Annotated in this window: 19 protein-coding genes; 9 read left to right on the forward strand and 10 right to left on the reverse strand. The window is 73.2% G+C overall.

Annotated features, from left to right (window positions below; translation table 11 throughout):
• Positions 1 to 172: 172 nt before the first annotated feature.
• On the reverse strand, positions 173 to 2,128 hold the full coding sequence (locus ACGFSH_RS31010; RefSeq protein WP_393354301.1) for an alpha-1,4-glucan--maltose-1-phosphate maltosyltransferase: 1,956 nt from the start codon (positions 2,126 to 2,128) through the stop codon (positions 173 to 175).
• Positions 2,129 to 2,202: 74 nt separating this feature from the next.
• A complete protein-coding gene (locus ACGFSH_RS31015) occupies positions 2,203 to 2,502 on the reverse strand; it encodes a DUF5133 domain-containing protein (protein WP_329406484.1) in 300 nt (99 codons plus the stop codon).
• A 294-nt stretch (positions 2,503 to 2,796) separates the two neighbouring features.
• On the opposite strand from ACGFSH_RS31015, the gene ACGFSH_RS31020 reads away from it, so the two are divergent.
• Together ACGFSH_RS31020 and glgX are read left to right on the forward strand one after the other, a co-directional pair.
• Positions 2,797 to 3,306, forward strand: a complete 510-nt coding sequence (locus ACGFSH_RS31020) for a pep a2 (protein ID WP_393354303.1) — start codon at positions 2,797 to 2,799, stop codon at positions 3,304 to 3,306.
• 35 nt (positions 3,307 to 3,341) lie between these two features.
• Positions 3,342 to 5,459: a glycogen debranching protein GlgX gene (gene glgX / locus ACGFSH_RS31025; protein ID WP_393354649.1), complete on the forward strand. Its 2,118-nt coding sequence runs from the start codon at positions 3,342 to 3,344 to the stop codon at positions 5,457 to 5,459.
• Positions 5,460 to 5,471: 12 nt separating this feature from the next.
• Here the strand turns inward: glgX and ACGFSH_RS31030 are convergent, their stop codons facing one another.
• Positions 5,472 to 6,275, reverse strand: a complete 804-nt coding sequence (locus ACGFSH_RS31030) for a VOC family protein (RefSeq protein ID WP_393354305.1) — start codon at positions 6,273 to 6,275, stop codon at positions 5,472 to 5,474.
• Between the two features lie 205 nt (positions 6,276 to 6,480).
• Positions 6,481 to 7,350 carry a SigB/SigF/SigG family RNA polymerase sigma factor gene (locus tag ACGFSH_RS31035; protein ID WP_393354651.1) on the reverse strand — a complete coding sequence of 290 codons (870 nt, stop codon included), beginning with the start codon at positions 7,348 to 7,350 and terminating at the stop codon, positions 6,481 to 6,483.
• Positions 7,351 to 7,665: 315 nt separating this feature from the next.
• Here ACGFSH_RS31035 and ACGFSH_RS31040 point away from each other — a divergent pair, with 315 nt between their 5' ends.
• The 3 genes from ACGFSH_RS31040 (at position 7,666) to ACGFSH_RS31050 (ending at position 9,688) form a co-directional block, all read left to right on the forward strand.
• Positions 7,666 to 8,106, forward strand: a complete 441-nt coding sequence (locus tag ACGFSH_RS31040; RefSeq protein ID WP_393354653.1) for a MarR family winged helix-turn-helix transcriptional regulator — start codon at positions 7,666 to 7,668, stop codon at positions 8,104 to 8,106.
• Positions 8,103 to 8,975, forward strand: a complete 873-nt coding sequence (locus ACGFSH_RS31045; RefSeq protein WP_393354307.1) for an ATP-binding cassette domain-containing protein — start codon at positions 8,103 to 8,105, stop codon at positions 8,973 to 8,975. Before ACGFSH_RS31040 ends, ACGFSH_RS31045 begins: the two co-directional genes overlap by 4 nt.
• 191 nt (positions 8,976 to 9,166) lie before the next feature.
• Complete coding sequence (locus ACGFSH_RS31050) at positions 9,167 to 9,688, forward strand: hypothetical protein (RefSeq protein ID WP_393354309.1); 522 nt, start codon at positions 9,167 to 9,169, stop codon at positions 9,686 to 9,688.
• 70 nt (positions 9,689 to 9,758) lie between these two features.
• Here the strand turns inward: ACGFSH_RS31050 and hemC are convergent, their stop codons facing one another.
• The 5 genes from hemC to ACGFSH_RS31075 all read right to left on the reverse strand — a co-directional run bounded on the left by hemC (position 9,759) and on the right by ACGFSH_RS31075 (position 13,959).
• Positions 9,759 to 10,694: a hydroxymethylbilane synthase gene (hemC, locus tag ACGFSH_RS31055; protein WP_393354311.1), complete on the reverse strand. Its 936-nt coding sequence runs from the start codon at positions 10,692 to 10,694 to the stop codon at positions 9,759 to 9,761.
• A 69-nt stretch (positions 10,695 to 10,763) separates the two neighbouring features.
• Positions 10,764 to 11,228, reverse strand: a complete 465-nt coding sequence (locus tag ACGFSH_RS31060) for a GNAT family N-acetyltransferase (protein WP_393354313.1) — start codon at positions 11,226 to 11,228, stop codon at positions 10,764 to 10,766.
• A 167-nt stretch (positions 11,229 to 11,395) separates the two neighbouring features.
• Complete coding sequence (locus ACGFSH_RS31065) at positions 11,396 to 12,172, reverse strand: NPP1 family protein (protein WP_393354315.1); 777 nt, start codon at positions 12,170 to 12,172, stop codon at positions 11,396 to 11,398.
• A 145-nt stretch (positions 12,173 to 12,317) separates the two neighbouring features.
• On the reverse strand, positions 12,318 to 13,298 hold the full coding sequence (locus ACGFSH_RS31070; RefSeq protein ID WP_393354317.1) for an ATP-dependent DNA ligase: 981 nt from the start codon (positions 13,296 to 13,298) through the stop codon (positions 12,318 to 12,320).
• Between the two features lie 388 nt (positions 13,299 to 13,686).
• Positions 13,687 to 13,959, reverse strand: coding sequence for a hypothetical protein (locus ACGFSH_RS31075; protein ID WP_393354319.1), 273 nt, complete (start codon positions 13,957 to 13,959; stop codon positions 13,687 to 13,689).
• A gap of 140 nt (positions 13,960 to 14,099) precedes the next feature.
• Here ACGFSH_RS31075 and ACGFSH_RS31080 point away from each other — a divergent pair, with 140 nt between their 5' ends.
• The 3 genes from ACGFSH_RS31080 to ACGFSH_RS31090 all read left to right on the forward strand — a co-directional run bounded on the left by ACGFSH_RS31080 (position 14,100) and on the right by ACGFSH_RS31090 (position 17,368).
• A complete protein-coding gene (locus ACGFSH_RS31080) occupies positions 14,100 to 14,492 on the forward strand; it encodes a hypothetical protein (protein ID WP_393354321.1) in 393 nt (130 codons plus the stop codon).
• The gene (locus tag ACGFSH_RS31085) at positions 14,489 to 14,959 is read left to right on the forward strand and encodes a peroxiredoxin (RefSeq protein ID WP_393354323.1); all 471 of its coding nucleotides are present in this window, start codon (positions 14,489 to 14,491) and stop codon (positions 14,957 to 14,959) included. Before ACGFSH_RS31080 ends, ACGFSH_RS31085 begins: the two co-directional genes overlap by 4 nt.
• A gap of 66 nt (positions 14,960 to 15,025) precedes the next feature.
• Positions 15,026 to 17,368 carry a SpoIIE family protein phosphatase gene (locus ACGFSH_RS31090; RefSeq protein ID WP_393354325.1) on the forward strand — a complete coding sequence of 781 codons (2,343 nt, stop codon included), beginning with the start codon at positions 15,026 to 15,028 and terminating at the stop codon, positions 17,366 to 17,368.
• A 163-nt stretch (positions 17,369 to 17,531) separates the two neighbouring features.
• Here the strand turns inward: ACGFSH_RS31090 and ACGFSH_RS31095 are convergent, their stop codons facing one another.
• Positions 17,532 to 18,362 (reverse strand): aldo/keto reductase, encoded by an 831-nt coding sequence (locus ACGFSH_RS31095; RefSeq protein ID WP_393354327.1) that lies wholly within the window; start codon positions 18,360 to 18,362, stop codon positions 17,532 to 17,534.
• 221 nt (positions 18,363 to 18,583) lie between these two features.
• On the opposite strand from ACGFSH_RS31095, the gene ACGFSH_RS31100 reads away from it, so the two are divergent.
• On the forward strand, positions 18,584 to 19,582 hold the full coding sequence (locus ACGFSH_RS31100) for a TauD/TfdA dioxygenase family protein (protein WP_393354329.1): 999 nt from the start codon (positions 18,584 to 18,586) through the stop codon (positions 19,580 to 19,582).

The following is a 19,582-nucleotide window of genomic DNA, read 5'->3' on the forward strand; positions in this document are numbered from 1 at the left end:
CCGACGCCGTCGCCGTTGCTGTCCTGGAACGAGCGGACGAGGACTTCGTAGAAGACGGCGCGCTTGAACCACTCGGGGTCGCGGTCCTTGGCGGGGGTGTCCTCGAAGGTGTCCGGGACAGGGGAGTTGACGGTCATGGCTGTCTGGAGCCTCCGTTCGGCGGTGATGCGGATCACCGGACGTGGAACACGTGGGCGGGCGTCCGGCCGGGCTCCAGGCGCACGTAGTTCGTCCTGCTCCAGGCGTAGGTCTCGCCCGTCAGTTCGTCGTGCACGGACAGCGTTGCGCCGTCGTCCAGGCCGAGTCGCGGCATGTCCAACGACACCGTCGCCTCCTGGGTGTGGTGGGGGTCGAGGTTGACGACCACCAGAACCGTGTTCGAACCGCTCCGCTTGCTGTACGCGATGACGGAGGGGTTGTCCGTGCCGTGGAAGCGCAGATTGCGCAGCCAGTGCAGGGCCGGGTGGGCCCGCCGGATCTCGTTGAGCCTCGTGATCAGCGGGGCCAGGCTGCGGCCCTCGCGCTCGGCCGCCTCCCAGTCACGCGGCTTGAGCTGGTACTTCTCCGAGTCCAGGTACTCCTCGCCGCCCTCCCGCAGCGGCGCGTTCTCACACAGCTCGTAACCGCTGTAGAGACCCCAGGTGGGGGAGAGGGTCGCGGCCAGCACGGCCCGGATCTCGAAGGCGGGCCGGCCGCCGTGCTGCAGATAGGCGTGCAGGATGTCCGGCGTGTTGGCGAAGAAGTTGGGCCGCATGTACGAGGCGGCCGGGCCCGACAGCTCGGTGAGGTACTCGGTGAGCTCTTCCTTGGTGTTGCGCCAGGTGAAGTAGGTGTAGGACTGCTGGAAGCCGATCTGGGCGAGGGTGTGCATCATCGCCGGGCGGGTGAAGGCCTCGGCGAGGAAGATCACGTCCGGGTCGGTGCGGTTGATCTCCGCGATGACCCGCTCCCAGAACACGACAGGCTTGGTGTGCGGGTTGTCCACCCGGAAGATCCGCACCCCGTACGACATCCAGTGCCGCAGCACCCGCAGGGTCTCCGCGACCAGGCCCTTCATGTCCGAGTCGAACGCCAGGGGATAGATGTCCTGGTACTTCTTCGGCGGGTTCTCCGCGTAGGCGATCGTGCCGTCCGGGCGGTGGTGGAACCATTCCGAGTGCTTGTGGACCCAGGGGTGGTCGGGGGAGCACTGGAGGGCGAAGTCGAGGGCGATCTCCATCCCCAGCTTGCGGGCCCGCTCCACGAACGCGGCGAAGTCCTCCAGGGTGCCCAGGTCGGGGTGGACGGCGTCGTGGCCGCCCTCCGGCGAGCCGATCGCCCACGGCACGCCCACGTCGTCCGGACCGGCGTCCAGCGTGTTGTTGCGGCCCTTGCGGAACGTGGTGCCGATCGGGTGGATCGGCGGGAGGTAGACGACGTCGAAACCCATCTCCGCGATGGCCGGCAGCCGGCGCGCGGCGGTGCGGAACGTGCCGTGCGGGCGCTCCGGGGTGCCCTCCGAGCGGGGGAAGAACTCGTACCAGGACCCGTACAGGGCCCGCTCCCGCTCCACCAGCAGCGGCAGCGGCTCGGAGGCCGTCACCAGCTCACGCAGCGGCCGCCGCTCCAGGAGGGCCGTCACCTCCGGCGTCAGGGCCGCCGCGTACCGGTCCGCCACCGGGGCCGAGTCGTCGAGCAGCTTCTTCGCCGCGTCCCGCAGCAGGGTGCGCTCGGGCCCGCGCGGGGCGCGGGCCGCCGCCCGTTCGTAGAGGCGGCCCCCTTCCTCCAGGACCAGACCGACGTCGATGCCCGCCGGGATCTTCACGTCCGCGTGCCGGCGCCAGGTGGCGATCGGATCGCTCCACGCCTCCACGGTGTAGGTCCAGCGGCCCATGGCGTCCAGCGTCACGTCCACCCCCCAGCGGTCCGTGCCGGGGGCCAGCTCGTGCATCGGCGTCCAGGGCCCGCGGTCGCCGTCCGGGTTCTTGAGGACCACGTTGGCGCCGATGGCGTCGTGGCCCTCACGGAACACCGTGGCGGAGATCCGCACCGTCTCCCCGATCACGGCTTTCGCCGGCCGCCGCCCGCACTCCACACGCGGTTCGACGTCCCGGACCGGGATCCGGCCGATCGCCCTGGTGGACTTCACCTTTGCACCTCCGCTGGCTGAAAATGGCTATGACCGCCCCGAGTTGGGCGACCGACCCGCGCTCGCGCGGGGTGCTACGTCTCCGCGGGCAGGCGGGGAAGGGACGACGTCACCGAGAGCCGTGCGACGCCGCTCCTGCGGCCGGCGCCCCTGCGCTCGCGCAGCCGGCCGTCGGCGGTGGCGCGCAGATACTGCTCGGCGGCGTCCGCCGCCTCCCGTGCGCAGCGCTTGCCCATGAGCACGCACAGGGTGTACCCGCAGTCCTCGAAGGCGGCCCGCGCCGAGCGGTCGCCGGGGTGCGCGAGCATGGCGCGCTCCCAGGCCCGGTAACCGCGCAGGGTTCTGGCGACTTCGGTCTTCGCTGGTTGCAGCATCGCGCTGTTCACCTTTCGGGAGTTCACGAGGTACGCCGCTCGAGACGAGCGGGTCGGCCCTTTCCGCAGAGGTGCGAAAACGTCCAACCTCCCGAGGCCTTCACTTATGGTGCACGGCGCATCACCCAACGTCCTGTTGGATCTTGGTTGTGGTGCGCTCGTGTTGCACGAATGGCGTAGCAGCCCCACTGTGGTTGTGACTCTGAAGCGATTACCGCTCACGCTTCGTGTCGGGTACCCCGGCCCGTCGGGCCCGGGAGGAGTGTGAGCCTCGCCGGTGAGGAGCGAACGACGATGAAGACCGCAGTCCCCTGCTACTACCACCTCGACGTGGACGTCAGTGCGGAACGTGTCGGACAGGTCAGGCGGATTCTGGCCGCCCACCTGACGTACTGGGACCTGGAGACGCTCGTCGAGCCCGTCTGTCGCGGGGCCGAGATGCTGCTGAAGGCCATCGACGAACACGCGAAGGACAAGCACACCTCGATCGAGATGTGGTGGAACGGCCAGCATCTGATCACCGCGATCGGCGGCGACGACCGCCAGCTGCGCCCCGACCTCGACCTGCGCGCCTGCCTGGAGCGCATCGCCGCCATGAGCGACGGCTGGGGCTGCTGCGCCACCGGCAGCGGCAGCAAGGTCATCTGGTTCTCCCAGCGGGCCCGCGCCGGCGAGCGCGTGCCCCGCGTGCCCACCGCACCGTCCCCCAGCCTGCGGGAGGGGCTTCAGGTGCCGCGCGCTCTCGTGATCGCCGACGTGGCCGCCCGGGCCGACGACGAGCGCGTCCTGGAGGCCGCCCGGTGAGCTCGCGCACCGCCCGCACACGCGGCGGCGAAGGGGTGCCCGCCTGGAGCGGGCGCCCCTACCCGCTGGGCGCGGACTTCGACGGTCAGGGAACCAACTTCGCGCTGTTCAGCGAGGTCGCCGAACGCGTCGAACTCGTCCTCGTGGACGACGACGGCGCTGCCCGGACCGTCCCGCTGACCGAGGTCGACGGCTTCGTCTGGCACGCCTGTCTGCCCGGCGTCGGGCCCGGACAGCGCTACGGCTTCCGGGTGCACGGACCGTGGAACCCCTCCTCGGGCGACCGGTGCAATCCGGCGAAACTGCTCCTGGACCCCTACGCCCGGGCCGTCGACGGCCAGATCGACAACCACGGCTCCCTCTTCGAGCGGGCCGGGGACCGGCCCGATCCGGCGGACAGCGCCGGGCACACCCTGCTGGGCGTGGTCACCGACCCCGCTTTCGACTGGGGCGACGACGAGCCGCTGCGCCGCCCCTACGCCGACACGGTCGTCTACGAGGCCCATGTGCGCGGCCTGACCCGCACCCACCCGGACGTCCCGCCCGAACTGCGCGGGACCTACGCGGGGCTCGCCCATCCCGCGGTGACCGGGCACCTCACCTCGCTGGGCGTCACGGCGGTCGAGCTGATGCCCGTGCACCAGTACGTCCAGGACGGCGTCCTGACCGACCGGGGCCTGTCCAACTACTGGGGCTACAACACCATCGGCTTCTTCGCCCCGCACAACGCCTACGCCGCCCGGGGCACCCGCGGTGAACAGGTGAGCGAGTTCAAGGCGATGGTGAAGGCGCTGCACGCCGCCGGCCTGGAAGTGATCCTCGACGTGGTCTACAACCACACCGCCGAGGGCAACGAGAAGGGCCCGACCCTGTCCTTCCGCGGCATCGACAACGCCTCCTACTACCGGCTCGTGGACGGCGACTGGGCGCACTACTACGACACCACCGGCACCGGCAACAGCCTGCTGATGCGCCACCCCCACGTGCTCCAGCTCATCATGGACTCGCTGCGGTACTGGGTGACCGAGATGCACGTCGACGGCTTCCGCTTCGACCTGGCGGCCACCCTGGCCCGGCAGTTCCACGAGGTGGACCGGCTGTCCGCGTTCTTCGACCTCATCCAGCAGGACCCGGTGATCAGCCGCGTCAAGCTGATCGCCGAGCCGTGGGACGTCGGCGAGGGCGGCTACCAGGTGGGCAACTTCCCGCCGCTGTGGTCGGAGTGGAACGGCCGCTACCGCGACGCCGTGCGCGACTTCTGGCGCGCGGAGCCCGGCTCGCTCGGCGAGTTCGCCTCCCGGCTGACCGGCTCCTCCGACCTGTACGCGCACAGCAGGCGCCGCCCCCGCGCCAGCGTCAACTTCGTCACCGCCCACGACGGCTTCACCCTGCGCGACCTCGTGTCGTACAACGACAAGCACAACGAGGCCAACGGGGAGGACAACCGGGACGGCGAGAGCGACAACCGGTCGTGGAACTGCGGAGCCGAGGGCCCCACCGAGCGCCCCGCCGTGCTCGCGCTGCGGGCCCGGCAGCAGCGCAATCTGCTCGCCACCCTGCTGCTGTCCCAGGGCATCCCCATGCTGTCGCACGGCGACGAGCTCGGACGCACCCAGCTCGGCAACAACAACGCCTACTGCCAGGACAACGAAGTCTCCTGGGTCGACTGGCGGTTGACCGACGAGCAGCGGGCCCTCACCGACTTCTGCCGCCGTCTCCTCGCCCTGCGCGCCGCCCACCCCGTGCTGCGCCGCCGGCGGTTCTTCCGGGGCGAGACCGTCACCAGCGCCGGCCAGCCGCTGCCCGACCTGGTCTGGCTGCGGCCGGACGGGCGGGAGATGAAGGCCCGCGACTGGCAGCGTGCCGACGCGCACAGCGTGGGCGTCTTCCTCAACGGCGACGCCATCGCAGAACCGGATCCGCGCGGCCGGCCCGTCGTCGACGACTCGTTCCTGCTGCTGTTCAACGGCTTCTGGGAGCCCGTCGGCTTCCGCCTGCCGGACGCGCGCCACGGGGAGCGCTGGACCGTGTGCGCCGACACGACGGAGCCGGACGGCGGCCCCGACGAGAGCGAGTACAAGGCGGGCGCGGAGGTGACCCTGGACGCCCGGAGCGTCCTGGTGCTCTCCCGGCCCCCGCTCGGCCGGCGGTGAGGCGGGCGGCGCTCAGCGCTCCCGGTGCGACGTCACCGTGAACTGGGCGCCGTCCGGATCCCGCAGCACCGCTTCCCGGACGCTCTCCGCGAGCACGCTGCCGCCGTGCTTCTCCGCCGCACGCGCACACGCGGTGACGTCCGCCACCGCGAAGTGGACCTGCCAGTGCGGCCGGATCGTCGGGTCGGGCGCGGCTTCCAGCGCGCCCGACACGATCCGGGCCACCACGTCGCCCCTGCTGCGCAGCACGACCTCGCCGCCCTCGTAGTGGACCTCGCAGGCCCCGGGGCGGTCGGTCGCCCAGTCGAGGATCTCGCCGTAGAAGATGGCCGAGTCGAAGGCGTCGCGGGTGTGCAGCCTGACGAACGCGGGCGCCGCCTGCCGCCAGGCCTCCCAGTTGCCCAGCAGCTCGCCCTCCCAGATCCCGAAGGTCGCGCCGTCCCGGTCGGCCAGCAGGGCCGCCCGGCCCGGCGGCAGGGAGATGGGACCCACGGCCACGGTGCCGCCGCGCTCCCGCGTACGGGACGCCGCCTCGTCCGCGGCGGGCACCGCGAAGTACGGCGTCCAGGCGACCGCCATCTGCCACATCGAGGCCACGGCGGCGATCCCCGCGACCGGCACACCGCCCACCAGGGCCGTGCGGAAGTGGTCGCCGAGCGCGCCCTTGAGCCACTTCCAGCCGAGGACCGCCTGGTAGAAGTCCTGCGTGGCCTCGAGGTCCCGGCTGGTCAGGCTCACCCAGCAGGGAGCGCCGAAGACGGAGTGCGTGGAGACCGCTCCCCGGGCGCCGTGGGCGGATGTCGGTTGCTGGTTCATGGCACTCGCGTTCCTGGTCTGTCGGCCGGCGTGGCGGGGGAGAGGGACTGCCCCCAGTGTCCGGCCGCACCGGTCCCGGCCGCCTGCCGAGAACCGGGCCGTTCGATGGAGGGGCGGCACGAGTACCGCGCGGGAGCACAGCCGAAACGGCCCGGGGCGACCGGGCCGTTCGGGTGAGGACGCTTCGCGGGGCGGGACCAGGGGGTCAGCCGGCCGTCGTCCCGGGCCCGGGGGCGGGAGCCGTCGCGGCCGCGGCCCGCGCACCGGCTCCGGCAGGGCACTCGGCTTCCGTCTCGGCCGTGATCTCCTCCCGCAGCCGCGCGAAGCAGCCGCTCAGGAGGCGGGACACGTGCATCTGCGAGATGCCCAGCTGCTCGGCGATCCGGCTCTGCGTCATGCCCGCGAAGAACCGCAGGTACAGGATGGTCCGCTCGCGCTCCGGCAGGGCCCGCAGGCACGGGGTCACGGCCACCCGGTCGACGACGGTGTCGTAACCGGGGTCGGGATGCCCGAGGGCGTCCTCGAGCGCGTAGCCGTCCGTGCCGGGCAGCTCGGCTTCCAGCGACAGGGCGGTGAAGCACTCCAGCGCCTCCGCGCCGGTCCGCACCTCGTCCTCGGTGAGCTGCGCGTACGCGGCGATCTCGGCGATCGTCGGCGCCCGGCCGGGAGTCGTCTGGGACAGGTCCTTCGCCGCGTGCCGTACCCGGTTGCGCAGGTCCTGCACCCGGCGCGGCACGTGCAGCGTCCACATGTGGTCGCGGAAGTGCCGCTTGATCTCCCCGGTGATCGTGGGGACCGCGTACGCCTCGAAGGCGCGGCCGCGTTCGGGGTCGTAGTGGTCGACGGCCTTGACCAGGCCCAGCGCGGCGACCTGGTAGAGGTCCTCCAGCGCTTCGCCACGCCCCCGGAAGCGGACCGCGATCCGCTCCGCCATCGGCAGCCACAGCCGGACCAGTTCGTCCTTGAGCGCCTGGCGCTCGGGACCCGCTGGCAGGCCGGCGAGGCGCACGAAGGACTCGGTCGTGTCCGGGGCGTCGTCATGGGGGTGCTGCTTCGTTCGGACGGTGGTACGCATCACGCGCGCCTCCCTCAGGAGGGTTGGCGATGAACGGGGGACACCGTGGGAAAGGCGCACTCGGAGGGGATTCGGGCGACACCCGGGGCAGGCCGGTCGGCAGGTCCCACGGACGTGCCTCCTGTCCGAAGCACTTCCCTGCAGCTGCCCGCGAAAGGGTGCCTCGAAACAGTTTTACCCGATTTGTCGCGTACGCTCCTCCCGTGCCGCGCGCCTCCTCCCTTGACCCGTCCTCGGACCACGGATGCGGCCCGTGCGGACCCCGCGCACGGTACGGACAGCGTCGCCGGGGAGGACGCAGCGGAGCAGGACGCGTTGGCGGAGGAACTCGCCGACGCCGTCGTCGGCCTTCAGCGGCTGCTCCGGCGGCGGCTGCGGGCCGGTCCGACCGAGCCGCGGCTGCGCGGCGCCGACGTCGAACTGCTGCGCCTGGTCGAGGCGCGGCCCGGCGTCGGCGTCTCGGACGCGGCCAAGGAACTGCACCTCGCGGGCAACTCCGTGTCGACGCTGGTCAACAGGCTGGCCAAGGACGGATACCTGGTCCGGGAGACCGACCCCGTCGACCGGCGCGCCGCCCGGCTGCTGCTCACCGGGCGGGCCGAGACCCGGCTGCGGGCCTGGCGGGAACGGCGCTCCGAACTCCTGGCCCGGCAGGTCGCCCGTCTGGACGCATCCGACCGCCGGGCCCTGCACGCGGCGCTTCCCGCCCTGCGCGCGCTCGCCGTCACCCTGCGCGAGGAGGCCGGGAAGCCATGACGACCGACACCGCGCCGCACGCCGTCGTGTGCAGCGGGCTCACGTACGCCTTCGGGGACACCAGGGCCGTCGACGGGCTCGAGCTGACCGTCCGGGAAGGCGAGGTGTTCGGCCTCCTGGGACCCAGCGGAGCGGGCAAGACGACCGCCATCCGCTGCATCACCACCTTGCTGCCGGTCCCCTCCGGCCGGGTGCGCGTCTTCGGCCACGACGCCGCCGGGGACCGCATGGCCGTACGGCGGCTGCTCGGCTATGTCCCGCAGCAGCTGTCCGCCGACTCGGGGCTCACCGGCCGCGAGAACGTCTCCCTGTTCGCCCGCGTCTTCGACGTGCCCGGGCGTGAGCGCGCCGCACGCGTGGCCCAGGCCCTGGGCGCGGTCGGTCTCGCCTACGCCGCCGACCGGCCGGCCGGCACCTGCTCCGGCGGCATGGTGCGCCGCCTCGAACTCGCCCAGGCGCTGGTGAGCGCGCCCCGGCTTCTGATCCTCGACGAGCCGACCATCGGCCTCGACCCGATCGCCCGAACGGGGGTCTGTGAGCACATCGCCGCCGTCCGAGAGGCCACCGGCATGACCGTCCTGGTGACCACGCACTACGTCGTCCTCAGCCGCGACCGCCTGATGGGCTTCGGCCAGGCGATCACCATGCCGTTGTTCTTCGCATCCAACACCCTCTACCCGGTCGCCGTCATGCCCGGCCGGCTCCAGGCCGTCAGCAGGGTCAACCCGCTCAGCTACGAGGTGGACGCGCTGCGCGGGCTGCTCCTCGGCACGCCCGCGCGGCTCGGGGCGGACTTCAGGGTGCTCGCCGCGTCCGCCGCGCTCGGCGTCGCCGCGGCCTCCTCGCTCCTGGGCCGGCTGGCCCGTTGACGCGGCGCGGGGACGTGATGTGCGGCACGCCCCGGGCAAGCCCTTGCGGGGCCCGTCGGACGATTGTCCCTGCGCACGGCTTGATCAGCGATCAAAGGGGGTGAATTCCCTGGCCACAGCGCATTCTGCTCATTTGACAGTGCGATCGGCGCACGGATAGGAAGCAGCCGGTAGAAGTCGAGAGGTGGACTGTGCACGAGCCGAACGTGGTCGGGGACTGGCTGGAGTACGACGAGTACGCCGGTCTGCGGGTCCGCGTCCACCGACTGGAACAGAGCGAGCCGCCGCGCGGGCGTGACGATGCCGCGGAGGGGCTGACCTACTTCTGTCTGCGGGTGACCGTGGAGAACCGGGGGCCCCTGCACTCCACGATCCACCTGGAGGACGGCCAGATCGACGTGCGGCTCGGGGCCGACGGCGAGAGCGCGTTCATCGACTGGCGCAACTCGCAGTTCATCGAGGGTTTTGACGTCTACCCGCTGCGCCGGGCGACCGCCGTGCTCTTCGCGGCGGGCCCGGAGGCCTCACTCGGCCAGGTCGACGTCCAGATCCAGCTGCGGGTGGACGACGACTGGGCCGACCGCCGGCTGTGGAGCGGCGGCATCGGACTTCACGAGGGCTCCGGCGGCGCCCAGACCGGCGCGGGGCGCGACAGCCTGGCCCGCCAGGTCAGCAACTTCCTGCGCGACCAGGCCGAAGAGGGCACCGCCTGACGGACGCGGCGGGCGCCGGCCGAGGAACGGGAACGGCGGGCCGGGCGCCCCTCGCGGGTGCGGCGGACGGTCAGTGCGGAATGCCGTCGATGATCTCGCGCGCGCCCTGCCGCAGCAGCGCCACCGCCACCGACGTGCCGAGCGTCGCCGGGTCGAGGCGGCCGGCCCACTCGTGGGCGTTGAGCCGGGTCTTGCCGTCCGGGGTGAACACACAGGCCCGCAGGGACAGTTCGCCGCTGCGGTCCACCCGTGCGAAGCCCGCGATCGGGCTGTTGCAGTGGCCCTGGAGCACATGCAGGAACATGCGTTCCGCCGTGGCCTCGCGATGGGTCGCCGGATCGCCGAGCCCGCTGACGGCGTCGATGAGGTCGGCGTCGCCCTCGCGGCACTGAAGGGCGAGGATGCCCGCGCCGATCGGCGGCATCATCGTCTCCGGCGACAGCACCTCGGTGATCACGTCCCGCCGGCCGATGCGCTCGAGCCCCGCCACCGCGAGGAGCAGCGCGTCCGCCTCGCCGGCCGCGAGCTTCTCCAGCCGCCGGTTGGCGTTCCCGCGGAACGGCACGCACTGCACCTGCGGGTGGGTGGCGGCGAGCTGAGCGATCCGCCGGACCGAGGAGGTGCCGATACGCGTCCCGGCCGGCAGCTCGTCCAGGGTGCGGCCACCCGGGTGGATCAGCGCGTCACGGACGTCGTCGCGCCGCAGGAACGCCGCGAACACCGTCCCGGCGGGCAGCGGCCGGTCGGCGGGGACGTCCTTGACGCAGTGCACCGCGAGATCGGCCTCGCCGGCCAGCAGCGCCGCGTCGACCTCCTTGGTGAACGCACCCTTGCCCTCGACCAGGGAGAGATCCCCCATCCATTTGTCGCCGGTCGTCCTCACGGGGACGACCTCGGTGCGCACACCGGGATGCAGGGCGGTCAACTCCGCCCGCACCCGCTCCACTTGGGCCAAAGCCATGGGCGAGTCGCGGGAGACGATACGGATGAGTTCCGGAACGGACATGCGGGACACGATAGACCCTCGCGGCCCGCGGCCCGCACGGCTCACGGGATTCCGCCACCGCTCAGCGGCTCACGTGTCCACCCGCATGCTGAAGCGCCGCTTGTCCGCTCCGAGGGCGCCGCGCCGGGCGTAGAAGCGGATCGCGCCCTCGTTCCAGACCGGGGTCTGCCACTGCACCTCGTCCAGCCCCAGACCGCGGGCCCGGTCCTCGACCGCGTCCATGAGCAGGGCGCCCAGGCCCCGGCCGCGATGGTCCGGGGCGAGGAACAGGCAGTCCATGTGGAGGTACTCGCGGCCCTCCCAGGTGGAGAGCGCGGGCGAGCAGGTGGCGTAGCCGACGACCTCGCCGTCGGGCAGTTCGGCGACCAGGCACCCGAGAAGCGGCGCCGGCACGTCGAACAGGAGGCGCGCCAGGCGTTCGGCGAGGTCCGGCACGGGCGGGTCGGCGCGCTCGTACCGCGCGTGCTGCGCGGCCAGTTCGGCGACGCGCGGGAGATCGGACCGCTCGGCGGGCCGCACCCGGGCGGCGCTCACCGGACCTCGCTCCCGGCAGGGACGCGGACCGGCGCCGGCCCCGTCGTCACGGACGGGAGTTCTCGAAGAAGATCCATCCGCTCATCATGCCCCGCAGACGGCCCCGGACGCCGGGTTCCGGGGCCGAACTCCGTTGCGGGGCCCAGGGGCCGGGTCCCGCCGAACGCCTACGCGGCGGGGTCGAACGGGATGCCGGACGGCTTGGCCGACGACAGGTTCCCGGCGAAGGAGGCGTCCTTCAGGCCGAAGTTGGCGCTGCCGAAGTCGTAGCTGCTCAGCTTGTCCCGCAGCCCGGGCGGGTAGCCGTTCCAGCCGACCAGCGGCGGGTACTGCCAGGTGTGCTTGTGGTTCTCCGGCGGCTCGTCGTTGGAGTTGGCGATCCGGAAGCAGTGCGTGCGGATGCCGTCCTTGTGGTAGACGGCCTTGGCGTGGGTCCCCTCGAAGCGCACCGTCGACGCGGGGTGCACGGTGAACCCGCCGTGGTTGGACGTCGACACGTACTGGACCTGGTCGTTCTGCACCCAGACCACGACGTGCTCCCAGTCGTTGCGGTGGCCGCCGATGCTGCTGCCGGGCAGCGCCTGGTCCTTCTCGAAGTAGAGGCTGTACATGTACGCGCACCAGCCGTTGTTGCACTTGTAGCGCGAGTAGCTGTTGGTGTTGTCCAGGTCGGAGGCGTCGTGGCAGCTTCCGTTCAGCGCGCCGGTCGGCTTCAGACCGCCGTTGACCGTGCCGTCGGGGCCGATGGCGGGCGACGAGTAGCAGCCGTCCGTGTCGTAGTCGAACGCGGGCTGGTACGTCAGCTCCGCCGCCTCGGCGTTCTGCGGGAGGGCCTGGGGAGGGGCGGCGAAGGCGACCGAGGGCACGGCGACGACCAGCACGGCGGCGCCGGCGAGACCGGTGAGCCATCTCCGGCGGTGGACCTTGAACCTGGCTGAGGACACGGGGAGTTCTCCTCGGGATGCGGGCGCAGCCGAACGGCTGTGGGGGAAAAGGGAGTTCAGCTTCCACGCTTTTCCCTGCCGCGCCAAGAGGCCGTAGGCGTCCCGGTGATGAAGGGCAGCCGAACATGCGGCCGCCGTCGCCGACTCAGGCGGAAGTGTCCGGAAGGTCGGCCGCCGACTCCTCGGGAGTGAGGTCCCGTCGCAGCCGCAGCCACGACGGCTGGCGCAGCAGCCCCGCCCGGGTGCGGGTGCTGTAACGGACCTCGCCGACCAGCCCGGGTGTCACCCAGTGCGCGCCCGGCGACCTCGGCACGGCGTCGAAGGGGCACATCCCGGTCGCGTCGGCCCGCAGCAGCGCCGCGAGTTCGGCGCGCTCGGCCTCGCTCCAGCCGGTGCCCACGCTGCCCACGTAGCGCAGCCCGGTCGTGGCGCGCTGCCCCACGAGGACGGCGCCGGGCAGTCCGGTCAGCCGCCCTTTGCCGGGCAGCCAGCCGCCGACCAGGACGTCCGCGACCCGCATGTTGCGGATCTTGATCCAGGCGCGGGAACGGACGCCGGGTTCGTACACCGAGTCCAGCCGCTTGCACACGAGCCCCTCCAGTCCGTGCGCCCGGGTCGCCTCCAGGGCCTCACGGCCGTGCCCCACCAGGGCGCCCGGCGTCGACCAGAACGGACCCTCCAGCGCCAGCGACTCCAGGCGGGTCCTGCGCCGGGTGTAGGGCAGGGCGAGGAGGGAGCGCCCGGCCAGGTGCATCACGTCGAAGAGGACCAGGTGCACGGGGGTCGTCGCGGCGAGCCGGGCGGCCTTGCCGGGGGCCTGCACCAGTCCCATGCGCGACTGGAGCAGCTGGAAGTCGGCGCGGCCCTCGCGGTCCAGGGCGAGCACCTCCCCGTCCAGCACCGCGGGCGTGCCGCCGAGCGCCGTGCCGAGCGGCCGCAGTTCCGGGTAGGCGGCGGTGATGTCCTCGCCCGAGCGGGCACGCAGGGTGACCGTGCCGTCGCCGGGGAGGTAGACCACGGCCCGCTGCCCGTCCTGCTTGGTCTCGTACGCCCAGCGCGCGTCCTGGCCCGCGGGGGGAAGGGGGCCGGGGGTGGCGAGCATGGGGGCGACGAGGGGGAGGGGCATGGGTGAGTTGTCGACACGGCGGCGCGTCGCCACGCGCGCGGCGCGGCCGTTTCCCCTGAACGGTGCAGGGGCCCGCCCGCGGGAGCGGAGGCGGGCGCGTGTCCCCGTGCGCACGTCGGGCCGGGGAGGGAGCCGGGCCGCCAGGCCCGAGGACCGCGGTTTCCGGGGGAGGGCTCTCGGTGGACCCCGGCAGGCGGTGCGGGCGTGCCGGGGCCCCGCCGCCGGGCCGGCGGACCGACGGCATACCGCTCAGTATGGGCCGCCGCGCGCCATCCGGGTACCGGTCGAGCGCCGCTCGTCCGCCGGCCGCGGGGGAGACCCCCAGCCGAAACGCCGGGGCGGGAGGGGGCGGGGAGACGATCGCGGCCCTCCAGGGGTGCGGCGGTCCTCACGCGCGCACGAAGCCGCCGGACCACTCGTCCTCGTCGATCGTGTACGCGTCGATGACGAAGCAGTCCGGCTCCTCGGCGAATCCCGGCACGAGCCGGGCGCGACGCCTGCGCTCCTCGGCCTTCCCGCGCGTCGAGTAGACGCCGAGCAGCTTGACGTCGTCGCCGTCCTGCTCGTCGATGTGCACCGTCTCCCCGTCGAGGTGCAGCGCCGTGCCGTCGGTGCCCGCCTCGTTGTGGTGCACCACGTGCCACAGCAGATGAACGATCATCGTCGCAGGCTACCCGTGCGCGGCCGGCAACCCCGTTCGCGACGGGACGGGTTGGGGCGCGATCACCCTCCGGGACCCCGCCCTGCGGCCGCCGGCTACCCTCCAGTAGTGTCGGGCGCCCGGTCGTCTGAGGAGGAACCGTGCCCCGGTCCGAACGCTCACCCCTGCTGCTGGCGGGCCTGCTGGCCGCCGCGGGCGCGGCCCACTTCGCCGTGCCGCGTACGTTCGACGCGATCGTCCCGCGCGCCCTGCCCGGCTCGCCCCGGCACTGGACGTACGCCAGCGGAGTGGCCGAACTGGCGCTCGCCGCCGGAGTGGCCCTGCCCCGGACGAGGAAGCCGGCCGCCCTGGCCGCCGCCGCGCTCTTCGTCGGCGTCTTTCCCGCCAACGTCAAGATGGCGTGGGACTGGCGCCACCGCCCCGCCCCGCTGAGGGCCGCCGCCATCGGCCGGCTCCCCCTCCAGGCGCCCCTGGTCCTGTGGGCCCGCAGCGTCGCCGCGGGCCCCGCCGGGACGACGGAGGGCCGGTCATGACCAAGGCCCCCGAGGTCGGCGACCTCGTCGAGGACTTCGCCGCGCCCGACGAGACAGGCGCCGTGCGCACGCTGACGGGCCTGCTCGCCGACGGGCCGGTGGTCCTGTTCTTCTACCCGGCCGCCCTCAGTCCGGGCTGCACCGCCGAGGCCTGCCACTTCCGCGACCTGGCCGCTGAGTTCGCCGCCGTCGGCGCCCGGCCCGTCGGCGTCAGCGGGGACTCCGTCGACCGGCAGCAGGAGTTCGCCGGCCGGCACTCGCTCGGCATCCCCCTGCTGTCCGACGAGGACGGTTCGCTGCGGGAACGGTTCGGCGTGAAGCGCGGCTTCTCCCTCGCCCCCACCAAGCGGGTCACGTACGTCATCGGGCGCGACCGCACCGTGCTGGAGGTCGTGCGCAGCGAGCTGCGCATGAACGCTCACGCCGACCGCGCCCTGGCCGCGCTGCGCGCCGCCCCCAGTCCCTGACGGACCGGGCGGCCCGGCCCGGCCGTCGCGGTTGATGCGCCGGGCCCGAGGGACCATTCTGGACGAATGGAGCAAGTCGTCGCTGCGGCGGTCATCGATGCGCACGGCGTCGTGACGGGCTGGAGCGAGGGCGCCCGGCAGCTCACCGGGCATTCGGCCGAGGAGGCCGTGGGACGCACGGCGGCCGACCTGCTCGCACAGGAGCCGCCGCGCCGCGGGGACGGCGAGTGGACCGGCCTCGTCACCGTACGTCACCGAGACGGCCGGCCTGTCGCGCTCGTCGTGACGGCCTGCCCGGTGCTCGGCCCCGACGGACGGCGCACCGGGTACACGCTCCATGCCCGGCGGCCCGCGGACGGCGAGCCGACCCTGGCCGGGCGGGCCTTCCAGCAGGCCTCCATGTCGATGTCCGTCTTCGACCCCCAGCAGCACTACCTGCGGCTGAACGAGGTCGCCTGCAAGGTCATGGGCGTCCCCGAGGACGTCCTGCTCGGCCGCCACTTCCCGGACACCGTCGAGGAGGCCGTGCACAGCCGCGGCTTCAACTGGCACCTGCGCCAGGTCGCCGAGACCGGCCGCCCGATCCGCTACGAGAGCTTCACCGGAGCCCCCTCCCTCAACCGCGAACACGCCTGGACCACGGAGATGTGGCCGGTGCGCGACGGCTCCGGCGAGATCACCGGGGTCGCCCTGGCCGCGTTCGACAGCACCGAGCAGTACCTGGCCCGCCAGCGGCTGGCCCTGCTGAACGAGGCCGCGGCCTCCATCGGGACCACCCTCGACGTGGTGCGTACCACCGAGGAGGTCGTCGCGCTCCTCGTCCCGCGGTTCGCCGACTTCGTCAGCGTCGACCTCCTGGACTGGGTGCTCGGCGCCGACGAACCGCCGCCCGTGCCGACCGGCGAGGTCGTGCTGCGCCGGATCGCCCACGGCTCCGCCCACGAGGGCACCCCCGAGGCGGCCGTCCGCCTCGGCGAGACCGACGTCCATCCGCCGTTCAGCCCGCCCGCCCGCGCCCTGCGGGAGGGCCGGGCCGTCCGCATCCAGGCGGGCGAGCCCGACTTCATGAGCTGGCTCGCCGAGCGCAACGCGCGCGCCCCCGAGGGCCACCGCTACCGCAGCGGCGTCCACTCGGTGATCTCGGTGCCGCTGAAGGCCCGCGGCACCACCCTGGGCGTCCTGGTCGGCGTGCGCATCGCCCACCCCGACGACTACGAAGGCGACGACGCGGTCTTCGCCGAGGAACTCGCCAGCCGGGCCGCCGTCTGCATCGACAACGCCCGCCGTTTCGCCCGCGAACGCACCACCGCCCTCGCCCTCCAGAACAGCCTGCTGCCGCGCGGACTGTCCGGTCAGGCGGCCGTCGAGGTGGCCCACCGCTATCTGCCCAGCGTCTCCACGGCGGGGATCGGCGGCGACTGGTTCGACGTCATCCCGCTGTCCGGCAGCCGCGTCGCCCTGGTCGTCGGCGACGTCGTCGGACACGGCATCCCCTCCTCGGCGACCATGGGCCGCCTGTGCATGGCCGTGCGCACCCTCGCCGACGTCGACCTGCCGCCGGACGAGCTCCTCACCCACCTGGACGACCTCGTCACCCACCTCGCGGCCTACGACGAGGGCGGTGAGGACGCCGCCGAACTCGGCGCCACCTGCCTCTACGCCGTCTACGACCCCGTCGGCCGGCGGCTGACCGCCGCCTCGGCCGGCCACCCCGCACCGGCCCTGGTCCGGCCCGACGGCCCCGCGCAGCTGATCGCCATGACCCCCGGACCCCCGCTCGGCGTGGGAGGACTGCCCTTCGAGGCCGTCGAGCTGGAACTGCCCGAGGAGTCGGTCCTCGCCCTGTTCACGGACGGCCTGGTCGAGGACCGCGACCGCGACGTCGACCGCGCCGTCGGCGAACTGTGCAACGCCCTCACCGCGCCCGCCGCCTCGCTCGACGCCCTCTGCGACAGCGTCCTCAAGGAGGTCCTGCCGGAGGAGCCGGGAGACGACGTCGCGCTCCTGCTCGCCCGCACCCGTGCGCTGGGCGCGGACCGGGTGGCCACCTGGGACGTCGCCCCCGATCCCGCGCTCGTAGCCGCCACCCGCCAGGCCGCCACCGACCAGCTCGCGGCATGGGGTCTGGAAGAGGCCGCGTTCGTGACCGAACTCGTGGTCAGCGAACTCGTCACCAACGCCATCCGCTACGGAGCGCCCCCCATCCAGCTGCGCCTGATCCGCGACCGCAGCCTCATCTGCGAGGTCTCCGACGGCAGCTCCACCTCCCCCCATCTGCGCCGCGCCCACGCCTTCGACGAGGGAGGGCGCGGCCTGCTGCTCGTCGCCCAGCTCACCCAGCGCTGGGGGAGCCGGCAGACGGGCCGCGGGAAGACGATCTGGGCGGAGCAGCCGCTCGACCCCGGGTGATCACACGAAGGGGCAGCGGAGGGTCGGCGCGTCCCCGGAGAACGGCGCGCCGTGCGGGAGCGCGCATGCGGACTCGCGGAGGGCGACGCTCTCGCCGCCGGCGTGGCGGCGCGGCAACCCCCACGGCTCACGGCCGCCCCCCGGGGACCCCCGCTCGCGGCGTTCAGAACTCCTCGTGCACCTCGGGGTCACCGCCCAGGCGCCGGTGCGTCCGGTCCGCGATCGCCGCCATCTGCGCCGGCCCGAGGGCGAAGCCGAAGACGTCGAGATTGGCGCGCCGGCGTTGCGGACTGGACGACTTGGGGATGGGGACCGCGCCGAGCTGGACGTGCCAGCGCAGCACGACCTGGCCGGGGGTCACCCCCAGCGCCTCCGCGACCGACACCACGGCGGGGTCCGTCAGGATCGCCGACCCCCGCCCCAGCGGGCTCCAGCTCTCCGTGCGGATGCCCTTGGCCTCGTGGTGGGCGCGCAGTTCGTCCTGCGGGAGGAGCGGGTGCAGTTCGACCTGGTTGACGGACGGCAGGACGCCGGTCTCCTTCTCCAGCCGGTCCAGGTGCCCGGCGGTGAAGTTGGAGACGCCGATCGACCGGACGGCGCCGTCCTCGCGGAGTTTGATCATGGCACGCCACGAGTCGACGAACTTGTCGACGCGGGGGAGCGGCCAGTGCACGAGGTACAGGTCCACGTAGTCGACGCCGAGCCGCCGGCGGGACTCCTCGAAGGAGGCGAGGGTCTCCTCGTACCCGTGGTGGCGGCCGGGCAGCTTCGTGGTCAGCACGATCTCCTCGCGCGGCACTCCGGACCGGGCCAGCCCTCGGCCGACCCCGGTCTCGTTGCGGTAGTTGGCGGCCGTGTCGACCAGCCGGTAGCCCTGGCCGAGCGCCTCCGCCACCGCCTCCTCCGCCTCCGCGTCGTCCATCGGCCAGGTGCCCAGGCCCAGGGCGGGGAGCTTCGTGCCGTCGTTCAGAGAGTGCTGCGGGATGTCGATCACGATGGAGCCTTCCCTCTGCGGTGTCGTCCTCCTCCCAGCCTCGCGGACGAGCGGCGGATCGACCGTACGGACACTCGGGCGGGGCCCGGAAAGGCGAAGGGGAGAGGGGGTTGTGGGCGAGCGGGGGACGCGGAGGCGGGACGCGGTGTCGCCACGGCGGCCGTCCGCTGTCACGATCTTCCCGTCGACAGCGACGGGCAGTGCGGACGAGCGGAGAGCGCATGACGACGGACAGCCGGCCGGCGGCCGGGACCGAGGACGCGGCGGCCGAGGAGGCCGCGCGGGCCGCCGGGATGCGGGTGATGCCGGTCGCCGGGCACATCGGCGCGGAGATCGACGGCGTCGATCTGGCGGCCGGTCTCGACGCCGCCCAGGTCGCCGTGGTCCGCAGCGCGGTGCGGCGCCGGAAGGTGGTGTTCTTCCGCGGCCAGCGCCTCGACCACGCCGGACACGTGGCGTTCGCGCGGCTGTTCGGCGAGCCCGTCGTCCTGCGCAGCCGCGGCGGCGCCTCGCCGCCGGACCACCCCGAGATCGAGACGACGGCCGACCGGCTGGAACTGGGCGGGAAGTTCGGCATGGAGCACGAGGAGTGGCTGCGCAGGCGCCGTCACACCCTGCTGCGCGGCTGGCACTGCGACCACGGCGCGCGTGTCGACCCGCCCGCCGCGACGATCCTGCGCGCCGAGACCGTGCCGCCCTACGGCGGTGACACGACCTGGTCCAACCTGGCCGCGGCCTGCGCCGGACTCTCCGCGCCGGTGCGGGAGTTCGTGTCGGGGCTGCGCGCCGAGCACCGCCTGGGCGTGGGCTACCAGCCGCGCGCCGGCGACGACGCCTACGTCCGCCACCTCCTCGACCGTCAGGTCGCCTCGGTGCACCCCCTGGTGCGCGTCCACCCCGAGACGGGCGAGCATCTGCTGTTCGTCAACGGCTACTACGTCGAGCAGATCACCGGTCTCTCGCGGGCGGAGAGCCGGGCCGTCCTGGACATGCTGCTCGACGAGGCGACCCGCGCCGAGTACACGGTCCGCTTCCGCTGGGAACCGGGCAGCGTGGCCTTCTGGGACAACCGCGCCACCATCCACCTCGCACCCGGCGACAACGCCCATCTGGGCTTCCCGCGCGTCATGCACCGGGTGATGCTCGCCGGCGAGGTCCCCGTCGGCGTGGACGGCAGGCCGTCCGAGGCGGTGACGGGAACGGAACCGGGCCGCTGGTGA

This window comes from Streptomyces sp. NPDC048481 (assembly GCF_043200075.1).
Taxonomy (GTDB): domain Bacteria; phylum Actinomycetota; class Actinomycetes; order Streptomycetales; family Streptomycetaceae; genus Streptomyces.